Source organism: Bordetella pertussis 18323, from assembly GCF_000306945.1.
Lineage (GTDB): Bacteria > Pseudomonadota > Gammaproteobacteria > Burkholderiales > Burkholderiaceae_B > Bordetella > Bordetella pertussis.
In genome coordinates, this window is sequence record NC_018518.1 from 2,198,465 (window position 1) to 2,214,030 (window position 15,566).

At 71.6% G+C, this 15,566-nt stretch carries 17 protein-coding genes and 2 pseudogenes; 9 read left to right on the forward strand and 10 right to left on the reverse strand.

Annotation, left to right across the window (positions count from 1 at the left end):
- Positions 1-111: 111 nt before the first annotated feature.
- From BN118_RS10355 to BN118_RS19520, 3 genes and pseudogenes are all read right to left on the reverse strand, one after another.
- Positions 112-880: pseudogene (locus BN118_RS10355) on the reverse strand (siderophore-interacting protein).
- 25 nt (positions 881-905) lie between these two features.
- The gene (locus BN118_RS10360) at positions 906-1,538 is read right to left on the reverse strand and encodes a PadR family transcriptional regulator (RefSeq protein WP_003811375.1); all 633 of its coding nucleotides are present in this window, start codon (positions 1,536-1,538) and stop codon (positions 906-908) included.
- A 57-nt stretch (positions 1,539-1,595) separates the two neighbouring features.
- Positions 1,596-1,808 (reverse strand): hypothetical protein, encoded by a 213-nt coding sequence (locus tag BN118_RS19520; RefSeq protein ID WP_023994767.1) that lies wholly within the window; start codon positions 1,806-1,808, stop codon positions 1,596-1,598.
- A gap of 123 nt (positions 1,809-1,931) precedes the next feature.
- Between BN118_RS19520 and BN118_RS10365 the strand changes: the two genes are divergently transcribed.
- The 6 genes from BN118_RS10365 to BN118_RS10390 all read left to right on the forward strand — a co-directional run bounded on the left by BN118_RS10365 (position 1,932) and on the right by BN118_RS10390 (position 7,070).
- Entirely contained in the window at positions 1,932-2,690 is a 759-nt protein-coding gene (locus BN118_RS10365) for an endonuclease/exonuclease/phosphatase family protein (RefSeq protein ID WP_003811372.1), read from the forward strand.
- Complete coding sequence (gene clsB, locus BN118_RS10370; protein ID WP_003811370.1) at positions 2,687-3,889, forward strand: cardiolipin synthase ClsB; 1,203 nt, start codon at positions 2,687-2,689, stop codon at positions 3,887-3,889. Before BN118_RS10365 ends, clsB begins: the two co-directional genes overlap by 4 nt.
- On the forward strand, positions 3,886-4,833 hold the full coding sequence (locus tag BN118_RS10375) for a lysylphosphatidylglycerol synthase domain-containing protein (protein ID WP_003811366.1): 948 nt from the start codon (positions 3,886-3,888) through the stop codon (positions 4,831-4,833). Before clsB ends, BN118_RS10375 begins: the two co-directional genes overlap by 4 nt.
- Positions 4,834-4,886: 53 nt before the next feature.
- A complete protein-coding gene (locus BN118_RS10380) occupies positions 4,887-6,032 on the forward strand; it encodes a DUF3182 family protein (protein ID WP_014905797.1) in 1,146 nt (381 codons plus the stop codon).
- Positions 6,019-6,774: an alpha/beta hydrolase family protein gene (locus BN118_RS10385; protein WP_019247449.1), complete on the forward strand. Its 756-nt coding sequence runs from the start codon at positions 6,019-6,021 to the stop codon at positions 6,772-6,774. The genes BN118_RS10380 and BN118_RS10385 overlap by 14 nt, the downstream gene beginning before the upstream one ends.
- 116 nt (positions 6,775-6,890) lie before the next feature.
- Positions 6,891-7,070, forward strand: coding sequence for a hypothetical protein (locus BN118_RS10390; protein WP_003811361.1), 180 nt, complete (start codon positions 6,891-6,893; stop codon positions 7,068-7,070).
- 65 nt (positions 7,071-7,135) lie between these two features.
- Here the strand turns inward: BN118_RS10390 and BN118_RS10395 are convergent, their stop codons facing one another.
- Complete coding sequence (locus BN118_RS10395; protein ID WP_014905798.1) at positions 7,136-8,086, reverse strand: IS481-like element IS481 family transposase; 951 nt, start codon at positions 8,084-8,086, stop codon at positions 7,136-7,138.
- Positions 8,087-8,103: 17 nt separating this feature from the next.
- On the opposite strand from BN118_RS10395, the gene BN118_RS19525 reads away from it, so the two are divergent.
- On the forward strand, positions 8,104-8,244 hold the full coding sequence (locus BN118_RS19525) for a hypothetical protein (protein WP_162272313.1): 141 nt from the start codon (positions 8,104-8,106) through the stop codon (positions 8,242-8,244).
- Positions 8,245-8,322: 78 nt separating this feature from the next.
- On the opposite strand, the gene BN118_RS10400 is transcribed toward BN118_RS19525, so the two are convergent.
- The 5 genes from BN118_RS10400 to bioF are packed head-to-tail and all read right to left on the reverse strand — an operon-like array spanning position 8,323 to position 12,682.
- On the reverse strand, positions 8,323-9,042 hold the full coding sequence (locus BN118_RS10400) for an LrgB family protein (protein ID WP_224019500.1): 720 nt from the start codon (positions 9,040-9,042) through the stop codon (positions 8,323-8,325).
- Positions 9,043-9,058: 16 nt separating this feature from the next.
- Positions 9,059-9,418 carry a CidA/LrgA family protein gene (locus tag BN118_RS10405; RefSeq protein WP_010930769.1) on the reverse strand — a complete coding sequence of 120 codons (360 nt, stop codon included), beginning with the start codon at positions 9,416-9,418 and terminating at the stop codon, positions 9,059-9,061.
- On the reverse strand, positions 9,406-10,842 hold the full coding sequence (bioD, locus tag BN118_RS10410) for a dethiobiotin synthase (RefSeq protein ID WP_014905799.1): 1,437 nt from the start codon (positions 10,840-10,842) through the stop codon (positions 9,406-9,408). The genes BN118_RS10405 and bioD overlap by 13 nt, the downstream gene beginning before the upstream one ends.
- Entirely contained in the window at positions 10,839-11,492 is a 654-nt protein-coding gene (locus BN118_RS10415) for an alpha/beta fold hydrolase (protein ID WP_010930771.1), read from the reverse strand. The genes bioD and BN118_RS10415 overlap by 4 nt, the downstream gene beginning before the upstream one ends.
- Positions 11,489-12,682, reverse strand: a complete 1,194-nt coding sequence (gene bioF, locus BN118_RS10420) for an 8-amino-7-oxononanoate synthase (RefSeq protein WP_010930772.1) — start codon at positions 12,680-12,682, stop codon at positions 11,489-11,491. The genes BN118_RS10415 and bioF overlap by 4 nt, the downstream gene beginning before the upstream one ends.
- A gap of 103 nt (positions 12,683-12,785) precedes the next feature.
- Here bioF and BN118_RS10425 point away from each other — a divergent pair, with 103 nt between their 5' ends.
- Entirely contained in the window at positions 12,786-14,060 is a 1,275-nt protein-coding gene (locus tag BN118_RS10425; protein ID WP_010930773.1) for an adenosylmethionine--8-amino-7-oxononanoate transaminase, read from the forward strand.
- Positions 14,061-14,124: 64 nt separating this feature from the next.
- Positions 14,125-14,592: pseudogene (locus BN118_RS10430) on the forward strand (hypothetical protein); the annotation flags it as partial.
- On the opposite strand, the gene BN118_RS10435 reads toward BN118_RS10430, so the two are convergent.
- Positions 14,588-15,538 (reverse strand): IS481-like element IS481 family transposase, encoded by a 951-nt coding sequence (locus BN118_RS10435; RefSeq protein ID WP_005012067.1) that lies wholly within the window; start codon positions 15,536-15,538, stop codon positions 14,588-14,590. The pseudogene BN118_RS10430 and the gene BN118_RS10435 overlap by 5 nt on opposite strands.
- Positions 15,539-15,566 lie beyond the last annotated feature (28 nt).

Consider the following 15,566-nt stretch of genomic DNA (forward strand, 5'->3'; position numbering starts at 1 on the left):
GGATACGCGAGAGATGTGTGCAATTTGTAAAAATTACGCCATTTTCTGTCGCTTTTGCAAGGGCGCGCGCCCGGCGCCCCGTTGCGTCGATGTCACAAGGCCGGCGTCGGCTCAATCATGCGTTTCGTGCACGGCCGCCTCGCCGCGCTTCCAGTAGCTGGCGGCGCGGATGCGGCTTTTGTCCAGCCCGTGCGTGTCGACCAGCGCCTGCCGCACCGCGCGCGCAACGGCCGCCTCGGCCGCGGCCCAGGCGTAGCCTTCGCCCGGCGGCAGGCGCAGCGCGCGCACGGCCTCGGGCAGACGGCTGCCGGCCGGCTCGCGCAGCAGCCATTGCACGCTGGCCTGCGCGCGGGTCGACAGCGCCAGCCGGGCCGCGGGGTCGGCGACCTCGATCAGGGCGATGACGGGCTTGCCGGGCGGCAATTCCTCGAGGCGGCGCGCGATCGCCGGCAAGGCGCTTTCGTCGCCCACCAGCAAATGCCAGTCGTATTCGAGCGGCACCACGAACGAGCCGCGCGGCCCGGGCCGCCCAGCTGGCGGCCGGCCCTTCGCCATGCAGCACGAACTCCAGGTCGAGCTCGCCGGCGCGCGCGTCGTGGCGGCGCGGCGTGTAATCGCGCATGGGCGGGCGGGGTTCGCCCTCGGCGAACACCAGGCCGTCCGGCCCCAGTTCGGGCAGGACCGGCCGCGCCGCGCCAGGCGGCGGGAAGAACACCTTGACGTGGTCGTCGAACGATGCCGAGACGAAGTCGCGCAGAGCGTCGCCGGCCAGGGTGATGCGCGCCAGATGCGGCGTGGGCCGCGTCACGCGCTTGACTTCGAGCAGGCGCATTTTCAGCGGATGGCGTACCCGCTGCACGTTCAGTTCGGTTGGGGGCATTACAGGTTTTCCAGGGAAATTTGTGTCAGGACGACAGGTCGTCCAGTTCGGCGGCCGCGCGCGCCAGGATGGCGGCCAATTGCCGCTGCCGCGCGGGCGTGGCGTCGGCGTGGCGCGCCAGCGCCTGTTTCAGCGCCATGCGCGCCTGCACGTACTCGGGCAGCCAGCCGGTGGCCAGGTCCTCGCCTTCGGAGCCGGTTTCGATGGGCTGCCCGGCCCAGGCGCGCCGCATCCACTCCATCTTGCGCCCGACATGGGCCAGTTGCGCCATCAGCAGCGTGACGCGCTCGCGGTTGGCCTGCAGATGCGCGCGGCCCGGTTCGGCCAGGTGGTAGTGCTTGCGCGCGCCGTCCTGGCTGACCGTGGCGTGGCCGGCCTCTTCCAGCCAGGTCAGGGTCGGATAGACCATGCCCGGGCTGGGCGTATAGAAGCCGCGGCTGCGCGCGCCCAGCGCCTTGATGAGCTCGTAGCCATGGCTGGGGCCTTCGTCGAGCAGCGCCAGGATCATCAACTGCAGGTCGTCGGCCGAAAACTTGCGGCCGCGCCGCCAGTCGGGGCCGTCGCCGCCGGCGCCGTGGCCGCCGCCGTGCCGTCCCCCGGCATGGCCGCCGCCGCGGCCGCCGTGCGCGGACATGGCAAAGACGTGAAATGGATGCATAGGGTCACCTATATCGTAAGATATATGTCTTACGATATATCGACCGCCGCGGAACTGTCAAGCAGCGTGTAGAAAGCGCCGCCCCGGCAAGCCGCACGCAGGCGCCGTCAGGAGAGCAGGAAGCGAACCGAGGCCGCCAGGCGCGTCGGGCGGCGGCAGGTCGATATCGGGATCGTCGGTATCCGGGTCGACCGGCAGGTCCCCGGGCGGCGAATCGGGCGGGATGGGATCGGGTTTGGGGGGTACGTGACAGCGCAGCGTGGCGGACATCGTCGTCTCCTTGGGGCGGGCGCGAACCATCGGGAACCAGCGTAGCGCAAGCGTCGTGCCCGCGCCATCGTGTGGCGGGCACGCGGTTTGCTGGGCTGCGGCATCTCGCCGTCCGGAGTGCTCATGCCGCCAGAACCGATCCGGCTCAGGATCCTGACCGTCAATGCACACAAAGGCTTCACCAGCTTCAACCGCCGTTTCATCCTGCACGAACTGCGCGAGGCCCTGCGCGAGGCACGGCCGGATCTCGTGTTCCTGCAGGAAGTGCTGGGCGAACACCAGCGGCACGCGGCGCGCCACGCGCGCTGGCCGGCGGTCTCGCAATACGAGTTCCTGGCCGACACCCTGTGGAGCGCCTATGCCTATGGCCGCAACGCCGTCTACCCCGATGGCCACCATGGCAACGCCGTATTGTCCAAGTATCCGATCGTCTCGCACCGCAACGAGGACCTGAGCGTGGGCGCGGCGCACGAGCCGCGCGGCATGCTGCACTGCGTGCTGGACGTGCGCGACGCGCCCGCGCCCCTGCATGCGCTGTGCGTGCACCTGGGCCTGCGCGAGGCGCATCGCCAGGAGCAGCTGCGGCGCCTGTGCCAGTACCTGCGCCAGCACGTGCCGGCGCAGGCCGCGGCCCTGCTGGCGGGGGACTTCAACGACTGGCGCCAGCGGGCCGACGCAACGCTGGCGCGCTGCGGGCTGGCCGACGTCCACCGGCTGGCGCTGGGGCACGCGGCGCGTACCTTTCCGGCCGCCTGCCCGCTGCTGCGGCTGGACCGCATCTACGTGCGCAACGTCGCCGGATCCGAGCCGCGCCGCCTGAGCCGGCGTCCATGGTCGCGGCTGTCCGACCATGTGCCGCTGGCCGCCGAGGTGACGTTGTGAGCACGCCCTGGCGCGACGGCAACCGCTTCGCCATTCTCGAGAATGGCGCCAGCTATTTCCCGCGGGTCTACACAGCCATCGGCAAGGCCCGCGAGGAAATCCTCATCGAGACCTTCATCCTGTTCGACGACGCGGTCGGGCGCGAACTGCGCGAGGCGCTGATGGCGGCGGCGCGGCGCGGCGTGCGCATCGACGTCACGGTCGACGGCTATGGCTCGGACAGCCTGCCGCCGGACTTCATCGCCGGCCTGGTCGAACTGGGCGTGGGGTTCCATGTATTCGATCCGCGCCCGCGCCTGCTGGGCATGCGCACCAATCTGTTTCGCCGCCTGCACCGCAAGATCGTCGCCATCGATGGCACGCTGGCCTACGTCGGCGGCCTGAATTTCTCGGCCGATCATCTCGACGACTACGGCCCCCAGTCCAAGCAGGACTACGCCATCGAAATCGCCGGCCCGCTGGCGGCCGACATCCGCGATTTCGCGCGCGCCGCGCTGGCCGCCGTGCCGCGGCGGCGCTGGCGCCGCGCGCGGCCGGCCGCGCCGCCGCAGGCCGCCGGCCCGGCGCGCGCGCGCCTGGTGGTGCGCGACAACGACCAGCACACCAACGATATCGAGCAAAGCTACCGCGTGGCGATTCGGGCCGCGCGCCGCGACATCGTGATCGCCAACGCGTATTTCTTTCCCGGCTACCGCTTGCTGCGCGACCTGCGCGCGGCGGCCGCGCGCGGGGTGCGCGTGCGCCTGATCCTGCAGGGCGAGCCCGACATGCCCATCGCGCAGCTGGGCGCGCGCCTGCTGTACGACGCCCTGGCCGAGGCCGGCGTGGAAATCCTCGAATACTGCGAGCGTCCGTTGCACGGCAAGGTCGCCAGCATCGACGACGAGTGGGCCACGGTCGGGTCGAGCAACCTCGATCCGTTCAGCCTGGCGCTGAACCTGGAGGCCAATGTCGAGGTGCGCGACAGCGCCTTCGCCAGCGGCCTGCGAGAGCGGCTGGAACGGTTGGCGATCGACCATTGCCGCCCGGCGCCGCAAAGCGATGGCGCAGGGCGCCAGCTGCGGCGGCTGTTCGCCGGCGCGCTGGTCTACCACTTCCTGCGGCGCTTTCCCGCCTGGGCCGGCAGCCTGCCCGCCCACAAGCCCCGCATCCAGACCCTGCGGCCCGATGGCCAGGGCCAACCGGACGAGGCGACATGAGGCACGCGCACCATCATGGACACCGCCGGCGCCGCCTGGGCGCCTGGCTGGCCGGCATCGTCGGCCTGGCCGTCGTCGGGGTATTGCTGTACCAGGCGCGCCGCATCGACTGGCACGCGGTGGCGCGCGCCGCCCACGATATCCCCGGCCCGGCCGTGGCGCTGGCCGCCGCGCTGGCGCTGGCCGGCTACCTGGCCTACGCCGGCTTCGACATCCTGGCGCGCCGCTATGCCGGCCACCGCCTGCCCGCCTGGCAGGTGGCGGCCATCGCCATGACCAGCTATGCGCTCAACCTGAACCTGGGCGTCCTGCTGGGTGGGGTCGCCGTGCGCCTGCGGCTGTACGGGCGCCACGGCTTGCGCACCGCCTGCGGACTGCGCGTGGTGGCGTTCGCCACCGCCACCAACTGGGTGGGCTACGCCTGGCTGGCCGGCGCCCTTCTACTGGCCGGCCAGATGCCCACGCCCGCCGGCTGGCACCTGGGCGCCGGCCTGCTGCGCACCGTGGGCGCGGCGCTGCTGGCCGGCGCGCTGGCCTACCTGTACCTGTGCCGGTACGCGCGGCGGCGCGCCTATACCTTGCGCGGCCACCGCTGGGTGCTGCCCGACCTGCCGACCGCGCTGCGGCAGATGGGCCTGGCCGGCGTGTCGTGGGCCATCATGGGCGGCATCATCTACGTCCTGCTGCAGGGCCGCGCGCCGTATCCGGAAGTCCTGGCCATCCTGTTGTTCAGCAGCATCGCCGCGCTGCTGGCCCACATTCCGGGCGGGCTGGGCGTGATCGAGGCCCTGTTCGCCGCCGCGTTGGCCACCCGCATGCCGGCCAGCGAAAGCCTGGGCGCGGTGCTGATGTACCGCTTGCTGTATGCGTGGATACCGCTGTGCGTGGCGCTGCCGGCCTACCTGGGCGCCGAATGGCGCCACCGGCGCGCGGCGGCCGGTTGAGCCCGGGCACGGCGCTTGCTGCTGCGGCGCTGTTCCCGCTTCCGGATCCGCCCATGAACCCTGCCGCCGCCGTACCGCGCCGTCCCGTCGATCTGGTGGTCGCCCATCCCGGCCGGCGCGACGCGCCGCGCCACGAGCGCGCCAGCCTGCGCGCGCTGGGCCTGGACATCGCCGAGCTGCTGGGCTGCGAGTACGCCGACGCGCTGCCTGCGGCGGCGCGCGACCCGCGCTTGCGCGTGTATTACGTACCCGCGCGCACCCTGCTGGACGGCCGCGCGCTGGCCTTGGGCATCCAGGGCCCGGACGACCTGTTCGGCGGCGTCGCGCCGCATGGCTTCGTCGCCACCAAGGCGATCACCCATGCGTTGCCGCATGACGGCTGCGCCGCCCCTGCGGCCTGGTCGCGCGAACTGGACGCGCGGCTGTCCGACTGCGTGCTGCCCGGCTGCACGGTCTTCGCGCTGGACGAGGCGCGCCAGGCCGGCGCGCGGATGCTGCGCACCAGTGCGCTGCGCGTCAAGCCGGTGCGCGCCACCGCCGGCCGCGGCCAGCGCAAGGTCGCCGACGCGGCGGCGCTGGACCAGGCGCTGGCCGAACAGGATGCTGGCGAGGTGCGCCGCTATGGCCTGGTGCTGGAGGAACACCTGGAAGACATCTCGACCTACAGCGTCGGCGTGGCGCAGGTGGGCGTCCATCTGGCCAGCTATATCGGCACGCAGTCGCTGACGCTGGACCACGCGGGCCTGGAAGTCTACGGCGGCTCGGACCTGTGGTTCGTGTCGGGTCCCCTGCCCGCCCTGCTGCAGCTGGAACTGGACGCGCCGCGGCGCGCCGCGCTGGAGCATGCCATGCGTTACGACGAACAGGCGTTCGCCTGCTATCCGCGCCTGTACGCGTCGCGCCGCAACTATGACGTGGCGCGCGGCCGCGATGCGCAGGGCCGCTGGCGCACCGGCGTGCTGGAACAATCGTGGCGGGCCGGCGGGGCCAGCCTGGCCGAGATCGCCGCGCTGCGCGCGTTCGCGCAGGATGGCGGCCTGCGGCGCGCGCACGCCGCCACCAGCGAACACTACGGTCCGGACCCGGCGCACCCGCCCGGCACGCGCATCGTATTCCACGCCCACGACGCCGAGGTCGGCTTCATTTCCAAGGCCGGCGGCATGACGCAAGACAACGGCACGGACGATGACGACACATAGCGAAACCATCACGATCCCCGTGTTCGACACGCAGGTGGCCGGCACCCTGCTCACGCCGCGCGCCAAGCTGCCCGGCGTGCTGTTCGTCCATGGCTGGGGCGGCAACCAGCGCTTCGACCTGAGCCGCGCGCGCGACATCGCCGGGCTGGGCTGCATCTGCCTGACCTTCGACCTGCGCGGCCATGCCGCCACCGAGGCGCAGCGGCGCCAGGTCACGCGCGAGGACAGCCTGCGCGACATCATGGCCGCCTATGACGCGCTGATCGCCCACCCAGCCGTCGATACGTCCGCCATCGCGGTGGTGGGCAGCAGCTATGGCGGCTATCTGGCCGCCATCCTGACCACGCTGCGCGCGGTGCGCTGGCTGGCGCTGCACGTGCCGGCGCTGTACCGCGATGACGAATGGGCCCAGCCCAAGCTGCAGCTCGACCGCGCCGCCATCTCCGCCTACCGGCACGCCACCGTGGCGCCGGAGGGCAACCGCGCCTTGAGCGCCTGCTCGTCGTTTCGCGGCGACGTGCTGATCGTGGAGGCCGAGCACGACGACTACATTCCGCACTCGACCATCATGAGCTACCGCGGCGCGTTCCTGCATTCCCACTCGCTGACCCATCGCATCGTCGACGGCGCCGATCACGCGCTGAGCGACAAGCGCTGCCAGCAGGCCTATTCGTCCATCCTGCTGAACTGGGCCACCGAAATGGTGGTGGGCGCGCGGGTGGGCGCGGGCCGGCCCGCCTGAGCGCGCGGGCACGCCGCTTGCCGCCCACTGGCCACGCAGACGCCATGAACCCATTGCAACGCCTGCCGCATTGTCACGCCCTGCGGCGCGCGGCGGGCAACCCGGAGCCCTAGACCATGAAACCCACCCCCACGTCCCAGGACCGCAAGCAGGATGACGACACCCAACGCGAAGCGCAGCGCAGCCACGGCAGCCAGCAGGCACGCACTAAGAAGGACGGCCATGTATCGCAGATAGGCAGCAACCAGGATCAGTCCAGCCAACGCAACCGGGGCCAGGGCGCGCGCCGCTCGTGAGCCCCGCGGCGCCCGCCGCGCTGCGCTATGTGGACGACAGCCGTCCCGGCCTGGCGCGCCGCCGGCTACCTGTGAACTGTCAATAGGTTGTATTCGTCCAGGTTGAGTCTGGAGATGGGTACAGCGCGCCCGATGCCTTGGTGGGGTCGATGCCAGTTGTAGTGGTGTAGCCAGGATTTCATGGCATCGGCTCGGTGTTGGGAGTTCTGGTAGGTGTGAGCGTAAGCCCACTCACGCAAGGCCGACTGGATGAAGCGTTCGGCCTTGCCATTGGTCTGTGGGCGGTAAGGTCGGGTAAAGCGGTGCTTGATGCCCAGCTCATGGCACAGCGCGGCGAAGGCGCGGCTGCGAAAGGCCGAGCCATTGTCGGTGAGCAAGCGCTGGATGGTCACGCCCAGGCGCTGGTAGTAGGCCACTGCGTCCTTGAGGAACTGGACGGCGCTGGGGAAGCGCTCGTCGGGGTGGATGTCGGTGAAGGCCAAGCGGGCGTGGTCATCGATGGCCACGAAGACGAAGTCCCAGCCGGCCCCCTCAACGGTATCGCGTCGGTTGCCCGTGACCCGGTGGCCAGGGCGCTGGATACGTCCCAGCTTCTTGATGTCGATGTGCAGCAGATCGCCGGGGGCCTGATGCTCGTAGCGCACCACCGGCTCGGCCGGCTCCAGGTCGGCCAGGTGCGACAGACCGGCGCGGGCCAGGACGCGGCTGACGGTGCTGGCTGACACGCCCAGCGCCTGGGCGATGCGCGCTTGGGTCAGCCGCTTGCGGCGCAGCTCCACGATAGCCAGCGCCTTGGCCGGCGCAATCGCTCGGGGCGAGACCGTCGGGCGCGAGGACGCATCGGCCAAGCCCGCCTGGCCCTGAGCCAGGAAGCGGCCCAGCCATTTGCGCACAGTCGGCGCGGTGACCCCATAGGCGCGGGCCGCTTCAGGCACACAAACTTGATGGGCGATCAATTGCTGGACCATTTCGAGTCGACGTAGGAAGGTCAATCGGGCATGCTTATGGGTGTTCATCCGGCCGGGCTCCTTGAGTGAACTGGGAGGTTGGCGATTTCCAGTTTCTCAAATCCGGTTCGGATGAACCATGCATACAACCTATTGAATCTTCACAACTAGCCGGCTGCGGCTGGAACACGCCACCCGGGCCCGGCCGGTATACCTGGCCGGTCTGACCCTGCTGGGCGGCGGGGCGTTCTTCCTGCTGGCCTGGCTGAGCCGGCGGCGTCCGCCAGGCGATTGAGGGCGCGGCGCTACGAGCCGCCCAGCCCGGCGGCCAGCCGGAACGCGACGGGGATCAGCAGCGAGGCCAGGATGACTTGCAGCCCCAGCGCCAGGCCGGCATAGGCGCCGGCGTCGGCGTTGACCTGGATGGCGCGCGCCGCGCCGATGCCGTGCGACACCGTGCCCAGCGCGAACCCCCGGTCGGCCCAGTCCTGCCGGCCGCGCACCGGGCCAAGAAGATCGAACAGGTATTTGCCGGTCAGCGCGCCCACCAGCCCGGTCAGCGCGGCGAACACGGCCGACAGCGCGGGGATGCCGCCCAGGGTTTCGGAAAGGCCCATGGCCACGGGCGCGGTGACCGACTTGGGGGCCAGCGACAGGATGATGTCGCGCGGCAGGCCGACGGCCCAGCCCAGCAGCACCGCGCTGGCGCAGGCCACCGCGCCGCCGAACAGGGCCGCCCACAGCAGCCGGGCCCAGCGGCGGCGCAGCTCGGCGCGCCGCATCCACAAGGGCCAGGCCAGCGCCACCACCGCCGGGCCGAGCAGGAAGTGGATGAACTGGGCGCCGCCGAAATAGGTGGGGTAGGGCACGCCGAAGGCCAGCAGGCCGGCGGCCAGCACCACCATGCTCCATAGCACCGGATTGGCCAGCGGCACCTGGCCCAGGCGCAGGTACATCGCGTGCGCCGAGAGATAGACCGTGAGGGTGGCGGTCAGGCCGAACAGCGGGGTGGACGAGAGGTAGATCTAGAGGTTGACGAAATCAGGCATCGTCGGCCTCCGGCGTTGCGCTCCTGCCCACGCGCAGCGCCCAGTACGTGGCCGCCATGCCGGCCAGCGTCGACAGCACGATCACGGCCGCCATGCGCAGGCCGTACTCGGCGAGCAGCGCGATATGGGTCATGACGCCCACGCCGACCGGCACGAACAGCAGCGACAGGTGCGACAGCAGGAACTGCGCCGCCAGCGCCACCGGCTCGCGCACCGGCGGCCAGCGCAGCGCCACCAGCAGCAGCAACATGCCGGTCACCGGGCCGGGAATGGGAAAGTGCAGCAGGCGCGAGCAGGCTTCGCCCAGCGCCTGCAGGGCCAGCAGCCAGGTGAATCCGGTCAGGGCCTGCATGCCGGTGTCTCCTGGGGATCGGGCCAGCGGCGCGCCAGGCAGTCGGCCAGCGGCGGGATGCGCGCCGCCCAGGCCTCGACCGCCTCGGCGTCGACGCGCGCCAGGCGCGGGATCTGCGCCAGCACCGGCACGCCGCCGAAATGCTCGATGGCATGGCGGTTGCCTGCGGAGGGTTCGCCCAGCATGATCACGCCCAGCACGGGCAGCCTGCGCTCGCGCAGGGCGTGCAGGCTGAGCAGGGTGTGGTTGATGGTGCCCAGCCCGCTGCGCGCGGCCAGCACCACGGGCATGCCCAGGCGGGCGATGAGGTCGATCATCATGTGGCGCTCGTCGATGGGCACGTACAGGCCGCCGGCGCCTTCGATCACCAAGGGGCCGTCGACCTGCGGCGGCGCGATGGCCGCCGCATCGAGCGTGACGCCCTCGAGCGGCGCGGCCGCCCAGGGCGACAGCGGCGCCTGCAGGACATGGGCCGGCGGGTGCAGGCGGGCCGGCTCCAGCCCGGCCAGCGCGGCCACGGTTTCGGTATCGCCCGGTTCTTCGGCCACGCCCGTCTGCAGCGGCTTCCAGTAATGGGCTCGCCAAGCGCGCGCGAGGATGGCCGAGGCCAGGGTCTTGCCGACGCCGGTATCGGTGCCGGTGACGAACACGCCCGGGGCCTGCTTGCGCCACAGGCCGTAGGCCAGGTCGTAGGTCACGTGGTTTCCTTGTCGATCGAATTGGGCCAGCACGCGCCGGAAGGCGGCGGGCGACAGCGGCGCGTGGCCGGCGGCCGGCGCGGTCGCGCCGATGGCCTTGAGGCTGCGCACGAAGTGCAGCGCATCGGGGTGGCGCTGGCGGTAAGCCTCCCGCGTTATCCCGCCGCGCAGGCCGGCCAGGGTGCGGCCGATGCGCTCGGCCGGCGGATAGGCGGGAGTGGCCGCATGCAGGCCGTGGGCCTGGTGGGCGGCGCGCCATTCGCTGAAAGTGTGTTCGGCCAGCGTCGCGATGGCGAGCAGGCCGCCGGGCGCCAGCAGCCCGGCCAGCCGCGCCAGGCCCGCGTCCAGGTCGCCGAACCATTGGACGGCCAGGCTGGAGCAGATCAGGTCGTAGCCGCCGGGCAGGCCGGCCGGGTGCTCGCCGTCGACCAGCTGGTGGCGCACCCGCCCGGCCGGCGGCGGCCCCGCCTGCTGCGCGGCCAGCATGGCCGGCGCGATATCGGTGATGGTCCAGTCGGCGCGCCCCAGCCGGCGCGCCAGCGCGCGCGTCAGCAGCCCGGTGCCGCAGCCGATTTCCAGGATGCGGGGTTCGGCGGGCAGGGGCAGGGCGGCGATACGCTCGGCCAGTTGCTCGGCGGCGTGGCGCTGTACCTCGGCATGGGTTTCGTAGCGGACCGCGGCGCGGTCGAAGCGCTGGCCTATCGTGGGTGTGGAACGCGTGTTCATGCGGGCAGTCCGGCGAGAAAGGCGCGTATCCGGCCGGCGCACCAGTCGGGGTCCGAGGCGGGCAGCAGGTGGCCGCCGCCGTCGCGCCAGTGCAGTCCGGCGCATGCGCCGAACTGCGCCCGGGTCAGGGCGGGCGGGACGATGGGGTCGGCGGTGCCGGCCAGGGCCAGCAGGGGCAGCCGGCTGGCGGCCAGCGCCTGGCGCTCGTCGGCCTCGCGCAGGCGGCGCAGGTCGTGCCGCAAGGGTTCGGGCCGGGGCGTGCCCGCGTGCGGCGCGCTGCCGGCGCGGCGCCGGAAGTCATCCACCACGGCGGCGGGGTCGAGCTCCAGGCGCGCCAGCATGCGCTCGAGCAGCCGGGGCGCCACCCCGGGCGGGTAATCGGCGCCGCCGGCAAAGCGCGCGAAGCCGTTGATGGCGATGTAGGCGATGCAGCCCGGCGCAGGAGACTGCAGGATTTTCAGAAAGCCGAGCGAATGGCCGATCGCTACCACGGGCGCGCCGTCCGCGGGCGGTTCGACGGCGGGGCCGAAATAGCCGGCGTCGGCGGCCTGCTGGGGCCAGTCGGCCAGCGCGGCGCGCAACGGCGCCCAGACGCCGGCGTCGTGGGCCCAGCCATGTTCGAAGCGCAGCAGCGGGCGGGGCGCGCTCATGCCGCCTGCCGCACGGCGCGCCAGCCGGCGGCCAGGGCCTCGATCAACTGGTCCAGCTCGGCCTCGCCGTGCGCGGCGCTCAGGGCGATGCGCAAGCGGCTGGTGCCGGCCGGCACCGTGGGCGGGCGGATCGCCACCGCCAGCAGGCCGCGCCGCTCCAGCTCGGCGGCCAGGGCCAGCGCATGGCCGGCGTCGCCGATGATGGCCGGCACGATCTGGGTCGAGGATGCGCCGCAATCGATGCCCTGCGCGGCCAGGCTGGCGCGCAGGCGTTCGCCGTGGCCCTGCAGGGTGGCGCGCGCCTGGTCCAGCCGGGGCACCAGGTCCAGCGCCGCGTCGATGGCGCCCAGCACGGCCGGCGGCAGCGCGGTGGTGTAGATGAAACCGGAGCAGGCATTGACCAGGTAGTCGCACAGCGCCCGCGAGCCGGCCACGTAGGCGCCGAAGCTGCCCAGGCCCTTGCTGAAGGTGCCCATGGCCAGGTCGACGCCGCCGGGCGCCAGGCCCGCCAGCCCCATGCCGCGCGGCCCCAGCACGCCGGTCGCGTGCGCTTCGTCCAGGTACAGGAAGGCATGGTGGCGGGCCGCCAGCGCGGCCAGCGCCGGCACGTCGGCGCGGTCGCCATCCATGCTGAAGACGCTCTCGGTCACGATGAAGCGCGCGCCCGGGGCGCCGGCCCGTTCGGCCAGCAGGTGTTCCAGGTGCGCCAGGTCGTTATGGCGGAAGCGGATCTGGCGCACGCCGGCGGCCTGGCAGCCATGGTGCAGGCTGGCGTGGTTGAGCCGGTCGGTGTAGACCTGCGGCTCGCCCTGCGCGGCCGCGGCCTTGAACAGGGCCGGCAGCACCGCGGCGTTGGCCTGCCAGCCGCTGGCCAGCAGCAAGGCGGCCTCGGTGCCTTTCAGGCGCGCCAGCTTGGCTTCGACCTGTTCGTGCAGGTCCAGGTTGCCGCATACCAGCCGCGAGGCCTGCGCGCCGGCGCCGTGCCGGGTGGCCCACAGGCTGGCGCGCTCGGCCAGCAGCGGGTGGCGCGCCAGCCCCAGGTAGTCGTTGCTGGAGAAATTGACCAGGGTGCGGCCATCGAGGGCCAGCCGGCCGGGGGGCGTCGCGGCGGCGTGGCGCAGGCGGCGGCGCACCTGGCGCTGCGCGGCCTGCTCCAGCGCGGCGGTGAACAGGGAATCCAGCTTGGACATAGACACGACCCGGCTTGTCGGACAGGGCCAGGCGCGCCTGGCCGTAGAATGCCGAGCATTGTAGTGGAGCGGCCGGCGCCGCTCCCGGTTTCCGGAAACGAGCATGTCTAACACCACGCCTGCCTGGATGGCCCAGGGCTATCCCCATATCTGGCTGCCCTATGCGCAGATGAAGACCGCCGCGCCGCCGCTGCCGGTGGTGCGCAGCCACGGCAGCCTGCTGGAGCTGGCCGACGGACGCACGCTGATCGACGGCGTGGCCGCGTGGTGGACGGCCTGCCATGGCTACAACCACCCTCATATCGCCCAGGCGGTGCGCGAGCAGCTGGACCGCATGCCGCATGTGATGTTCGGCGGCCTGGCGCACGAGCCGGCGCTGAACCTGGCCAGCCGCCTGAGCGCGCTGCTGGGGCCGGGGCTGGAACGCGTGTTCTACACCGATTCGGGTTCGGTGGCGGTGGAGGTGGCCATGAAAATGGCCGTGCAGTTCTGGCTCAACCAGGGCGAGCGCGGCCGCACGCGCTTCGTGGCGTTTCGCGGCGGCTACCATGGCGACACCTTCGGCACCATGGCGGTGTGCGACCCGGACGAGGGGATGCACGCCATGTTCCGCGGCCTGCTGCCCGAGCACGACGTGCTGGCGCTGCCGCGCGACGAGGCCGCGCTGGCGGCCCTGCAGGCGCACCTGGAGCGCCATGCCGGGCGGATCGCCGGCATGCTGGTCGAGCCCCTGGTGCAGGGCGCCGGCGGCATGCTGCTGCATGACCCGCAGGTGCTCGCGCGGTTGCGCGAACTGGCCGACCGATACGGCATCCTGTTGATTTTCGACGAGATCTTCACCGGTTTCGGACGCACGGGCACGATGTTCGCCTTCGAGCAGGCCGGGGTGCGGCCCGACATCGTCACCCTGTCCAAGGCGCTGACCGGCGGGACGCTGCCGCTGGCGGCCACGGTGGCCAGCGCGCGCGTCTTCGAGGGGTTCTGGTCCGACGACCCCGGCCATGCGCTGATGCACGGCCCGACCTTCATGGGCTGCGCGCTGGCCTGCGCGGCGGCCAACGCCTCGCTCGACCTGTTCGAGCGCGAACCGCGGCTGCGGCAGGTCGCGGCGCTGGAGCAGGCGCTGCGCGCCGGGCTGGAGCCCTGCCGCGACCTGCCCTGGGTGCGCGATGTGCGGGTGCTGGGCGCCATCGGCGTGATCGAGCTCGACGGCATCGGCGCGCGCGACGACCTCAGGCGCCGCCTGGTCGAAGCCGGGGTGTGGGTGCGGCCTTTCGGCAACATCGTGTACCTGACGCCGGCCTTCACCATTGCCGAGGACGAATTGCAGGCGCTGCTGGAGGCGGTGCGGCAGGTCGTGGCCGAACGCCGCCCCTAGCCAGGCGCGCCGGCTTGATCTGCATCAAGGGCGGCCAGGAGCAGGGCGGGCTACCATCCCTCCCATGCGACCAACCTCTATTCTCGCCGTGCCCGCGGACCTGCCGGGCGCCGACCGGCAGGCGCGCCGCCATGCGCTGGTGCGCCTGGGCGTGGCGTGGCTGGCGATGATGCAGGTCATGATGTTCGCCTGGCCGGGCTATGTGCGCAACGACGGCATCCCCGCCGACGCGCTGGCCACGCTGGACTGGGCCATCGTGCTGATGAACTGGGCCGCCTTGCTGATGACGGTGCCGGTGGTGCTGTATTGCGCCTGGCCGATCTGGCGCGGCGCCGCCGGCGGGCTGCGGCGCGGCCGCGCCGGCATGGACGCGCCGGTGGCGCTGGGCATCGTGGCGGCCTTCGTGCCCAGCGTGCATGCCACCTGGACGGGCCGTGGCGAGGTGTATTTCGATTCGGTCACCATGTTCGTGGCCTTCCTGCTGACCGCGCGCTACCTGGAGCTGTGCGCCCGCCAGGCCTGCGGCGCTAGCTGTGAACTGTCAATAGGTTGTATTCGTCCAGGTTGAGTCTGGAGATGGGTACAGCGCGCCCGATGCCTTGGTGGGGTCGATGCCAGTTGTAGTGGTGTAGCCAGGATTTCATGGCATCGGCTCGGTGTTGGGAGTTCTGGTAGGTGTGAGCGTAAGCCCACTCACGCAAGGCCGACTGGATGAAGCGTTCGGCCTTGCCATTGGTCTGTGGGCGGTAAGGTCGGGTAAAGCGGTGCTTGATGCCCAGCTCATGGCACAGCGCGGCGAAGGCGCGGCTGCGAAAGGCCGAGCCATTGTCGGTGAGCAAGCGCTGGATGGTCACGCCCAGGCGCTGGTAGTAGGCCACTGCGTCCTTGAGGAACTGGACGGCGCTGGGGAAGCGCTCGTCGGGGTGGATGTCGGTGAAGGCCACGCGGGCGTGGTCATCGATGGCCACGAAGACGAAGTCCCAGCCGGCCCCCTCAACGGTATCGCGTCGGTTGCCCGTGACCCGGTGGCCAGGGCGCTGGATACGTCCCAGCTTCTTGATGTCGATGTGCAGCAGATCGCCGGGGGCCTGATGCTCGTAGCGCACCACCGGCTCGGCCGGCTCCAGGTCGGCCAGGTGCGACAGACCGGCGCGGGCCAGGACGCGGCTGACGGTGCTGGCTGACACGCCCAGCGCCTGGGCGATGCGCGCTTGGGTCAGCCGCTTGCGGCGCAGCTCCACGATAGCCAGCGCCTTGGCCGGCGCAATCGCTCGGGGCGAGACCGTCGGGCGCGAGGACGCATCGGCCAAGCCCGCCTGGCCCTGAGCCAGGAAGCGGCCCAGCCATTTGCGCACAGTCGGCGCGGTGACCCCATAGGCGCGGGCCGCTTCAGGCACACAAACTTGATGGGCGATCAATTGCTGGACCATTTCGAGTCGACGTAGGAAGGTCAATCGGGCATGCTTATGGGTGTTCATCCGGCCGGGCTCCTTGAGTGAACTGGGG

Coding starts and splice junctions, on each gene's coding strand:
- BN118_RS10360 (WP_003811375.1), bottom strand. CDS start 1,538: ATGCATCCATTTCACGTCTTTGCCATGTCCGCGCACGGCGGCCGCGGC.
- BN118_RS19520 (WP_023994767.1), bottom strand. CDS start 1,808: ATGTCCGCCACGCTGCGCTGTCACGTACCCCCCAAACCCGATCCCATC.
- BN118_RS10365 (WP_003811372.1), top strand. CDS start 1,932: ATGCCGCCAGAACCGATCCGGCTCAGGATCCTGACCGTCAATGCACAC.
- BN118_RS10375 (WP_003811366.1), top strand. CDS start 3,886: ATGAGGCACGCGCACCATCATGGACACCGCCGGCGCCGCCTGGGCGCC.
- BN118_RS10380 (WP_014905797.1), top strand. CDS start 4,887: ATGAACCCTGCCGCCGCCGTACCGCGCCGTCCCGTCGATCTGGTGGTC.
- BN118_RS10385 (WP_019247449.1), top strand. CDS start 6,019: ATGACGACACATAGCGAAACCATCACGATCCCCGTGTTCGACACGCAG.
- BN118_RS10390 (WP_003811361.1), top strand. CDS start 6,891: ATGAAACCCACCCCCACGTCCCAGGACCGCAAGCAGGATGACGACACC.
- BN118_RS10395 (WP_014905798.1), bottom strand. CDS start 8,086: ATGAACACCCATAAGCATGCCCGATTGACCTTCCTACGTCGACTCGAA.
- BN118_RS10405 (WP_010930769.1), bottom strand. CDS start 9,418: ATGCAGGCCCTGACCGGATTCACCTGGCTGCTGGCCCTGCAGGCGCTG.
- bioD (WP_014905799.1), bottom strand. CDS start 10,842: ATGAACACGCGTTCCACACCCACGATAGGCCAGCGCTTCGACCGCGCC.
- BN118_RS10415 (WP_010930771.1), bottom strand. CDS start 11,492: ATGAGCGCGCCCCGCCCGCTGCTGCGCTTCGAACATGGCTGGGCCCAC.
- bioF (WP_010930772.1), bottom strand. CDS start 12,682: ATGTCCAAGCTGGATTCCCTGTTCACCGCCGCGCTGGAGCAGGCCGCG.
- BN118_RS10425 (WP_010930773.1), top strand. CDS start 12,786: ATGTCTAACACCACGCCTGCCTGGATGGCCCAGGGCTATCCCCATATC.
- BN118_RS10435 (WP_005012067.1), bottom strand. CDS start 15,538: ATGAACACCCATAAGCATGCCCGATTGACCTTCCTACGTCGACTCGAA.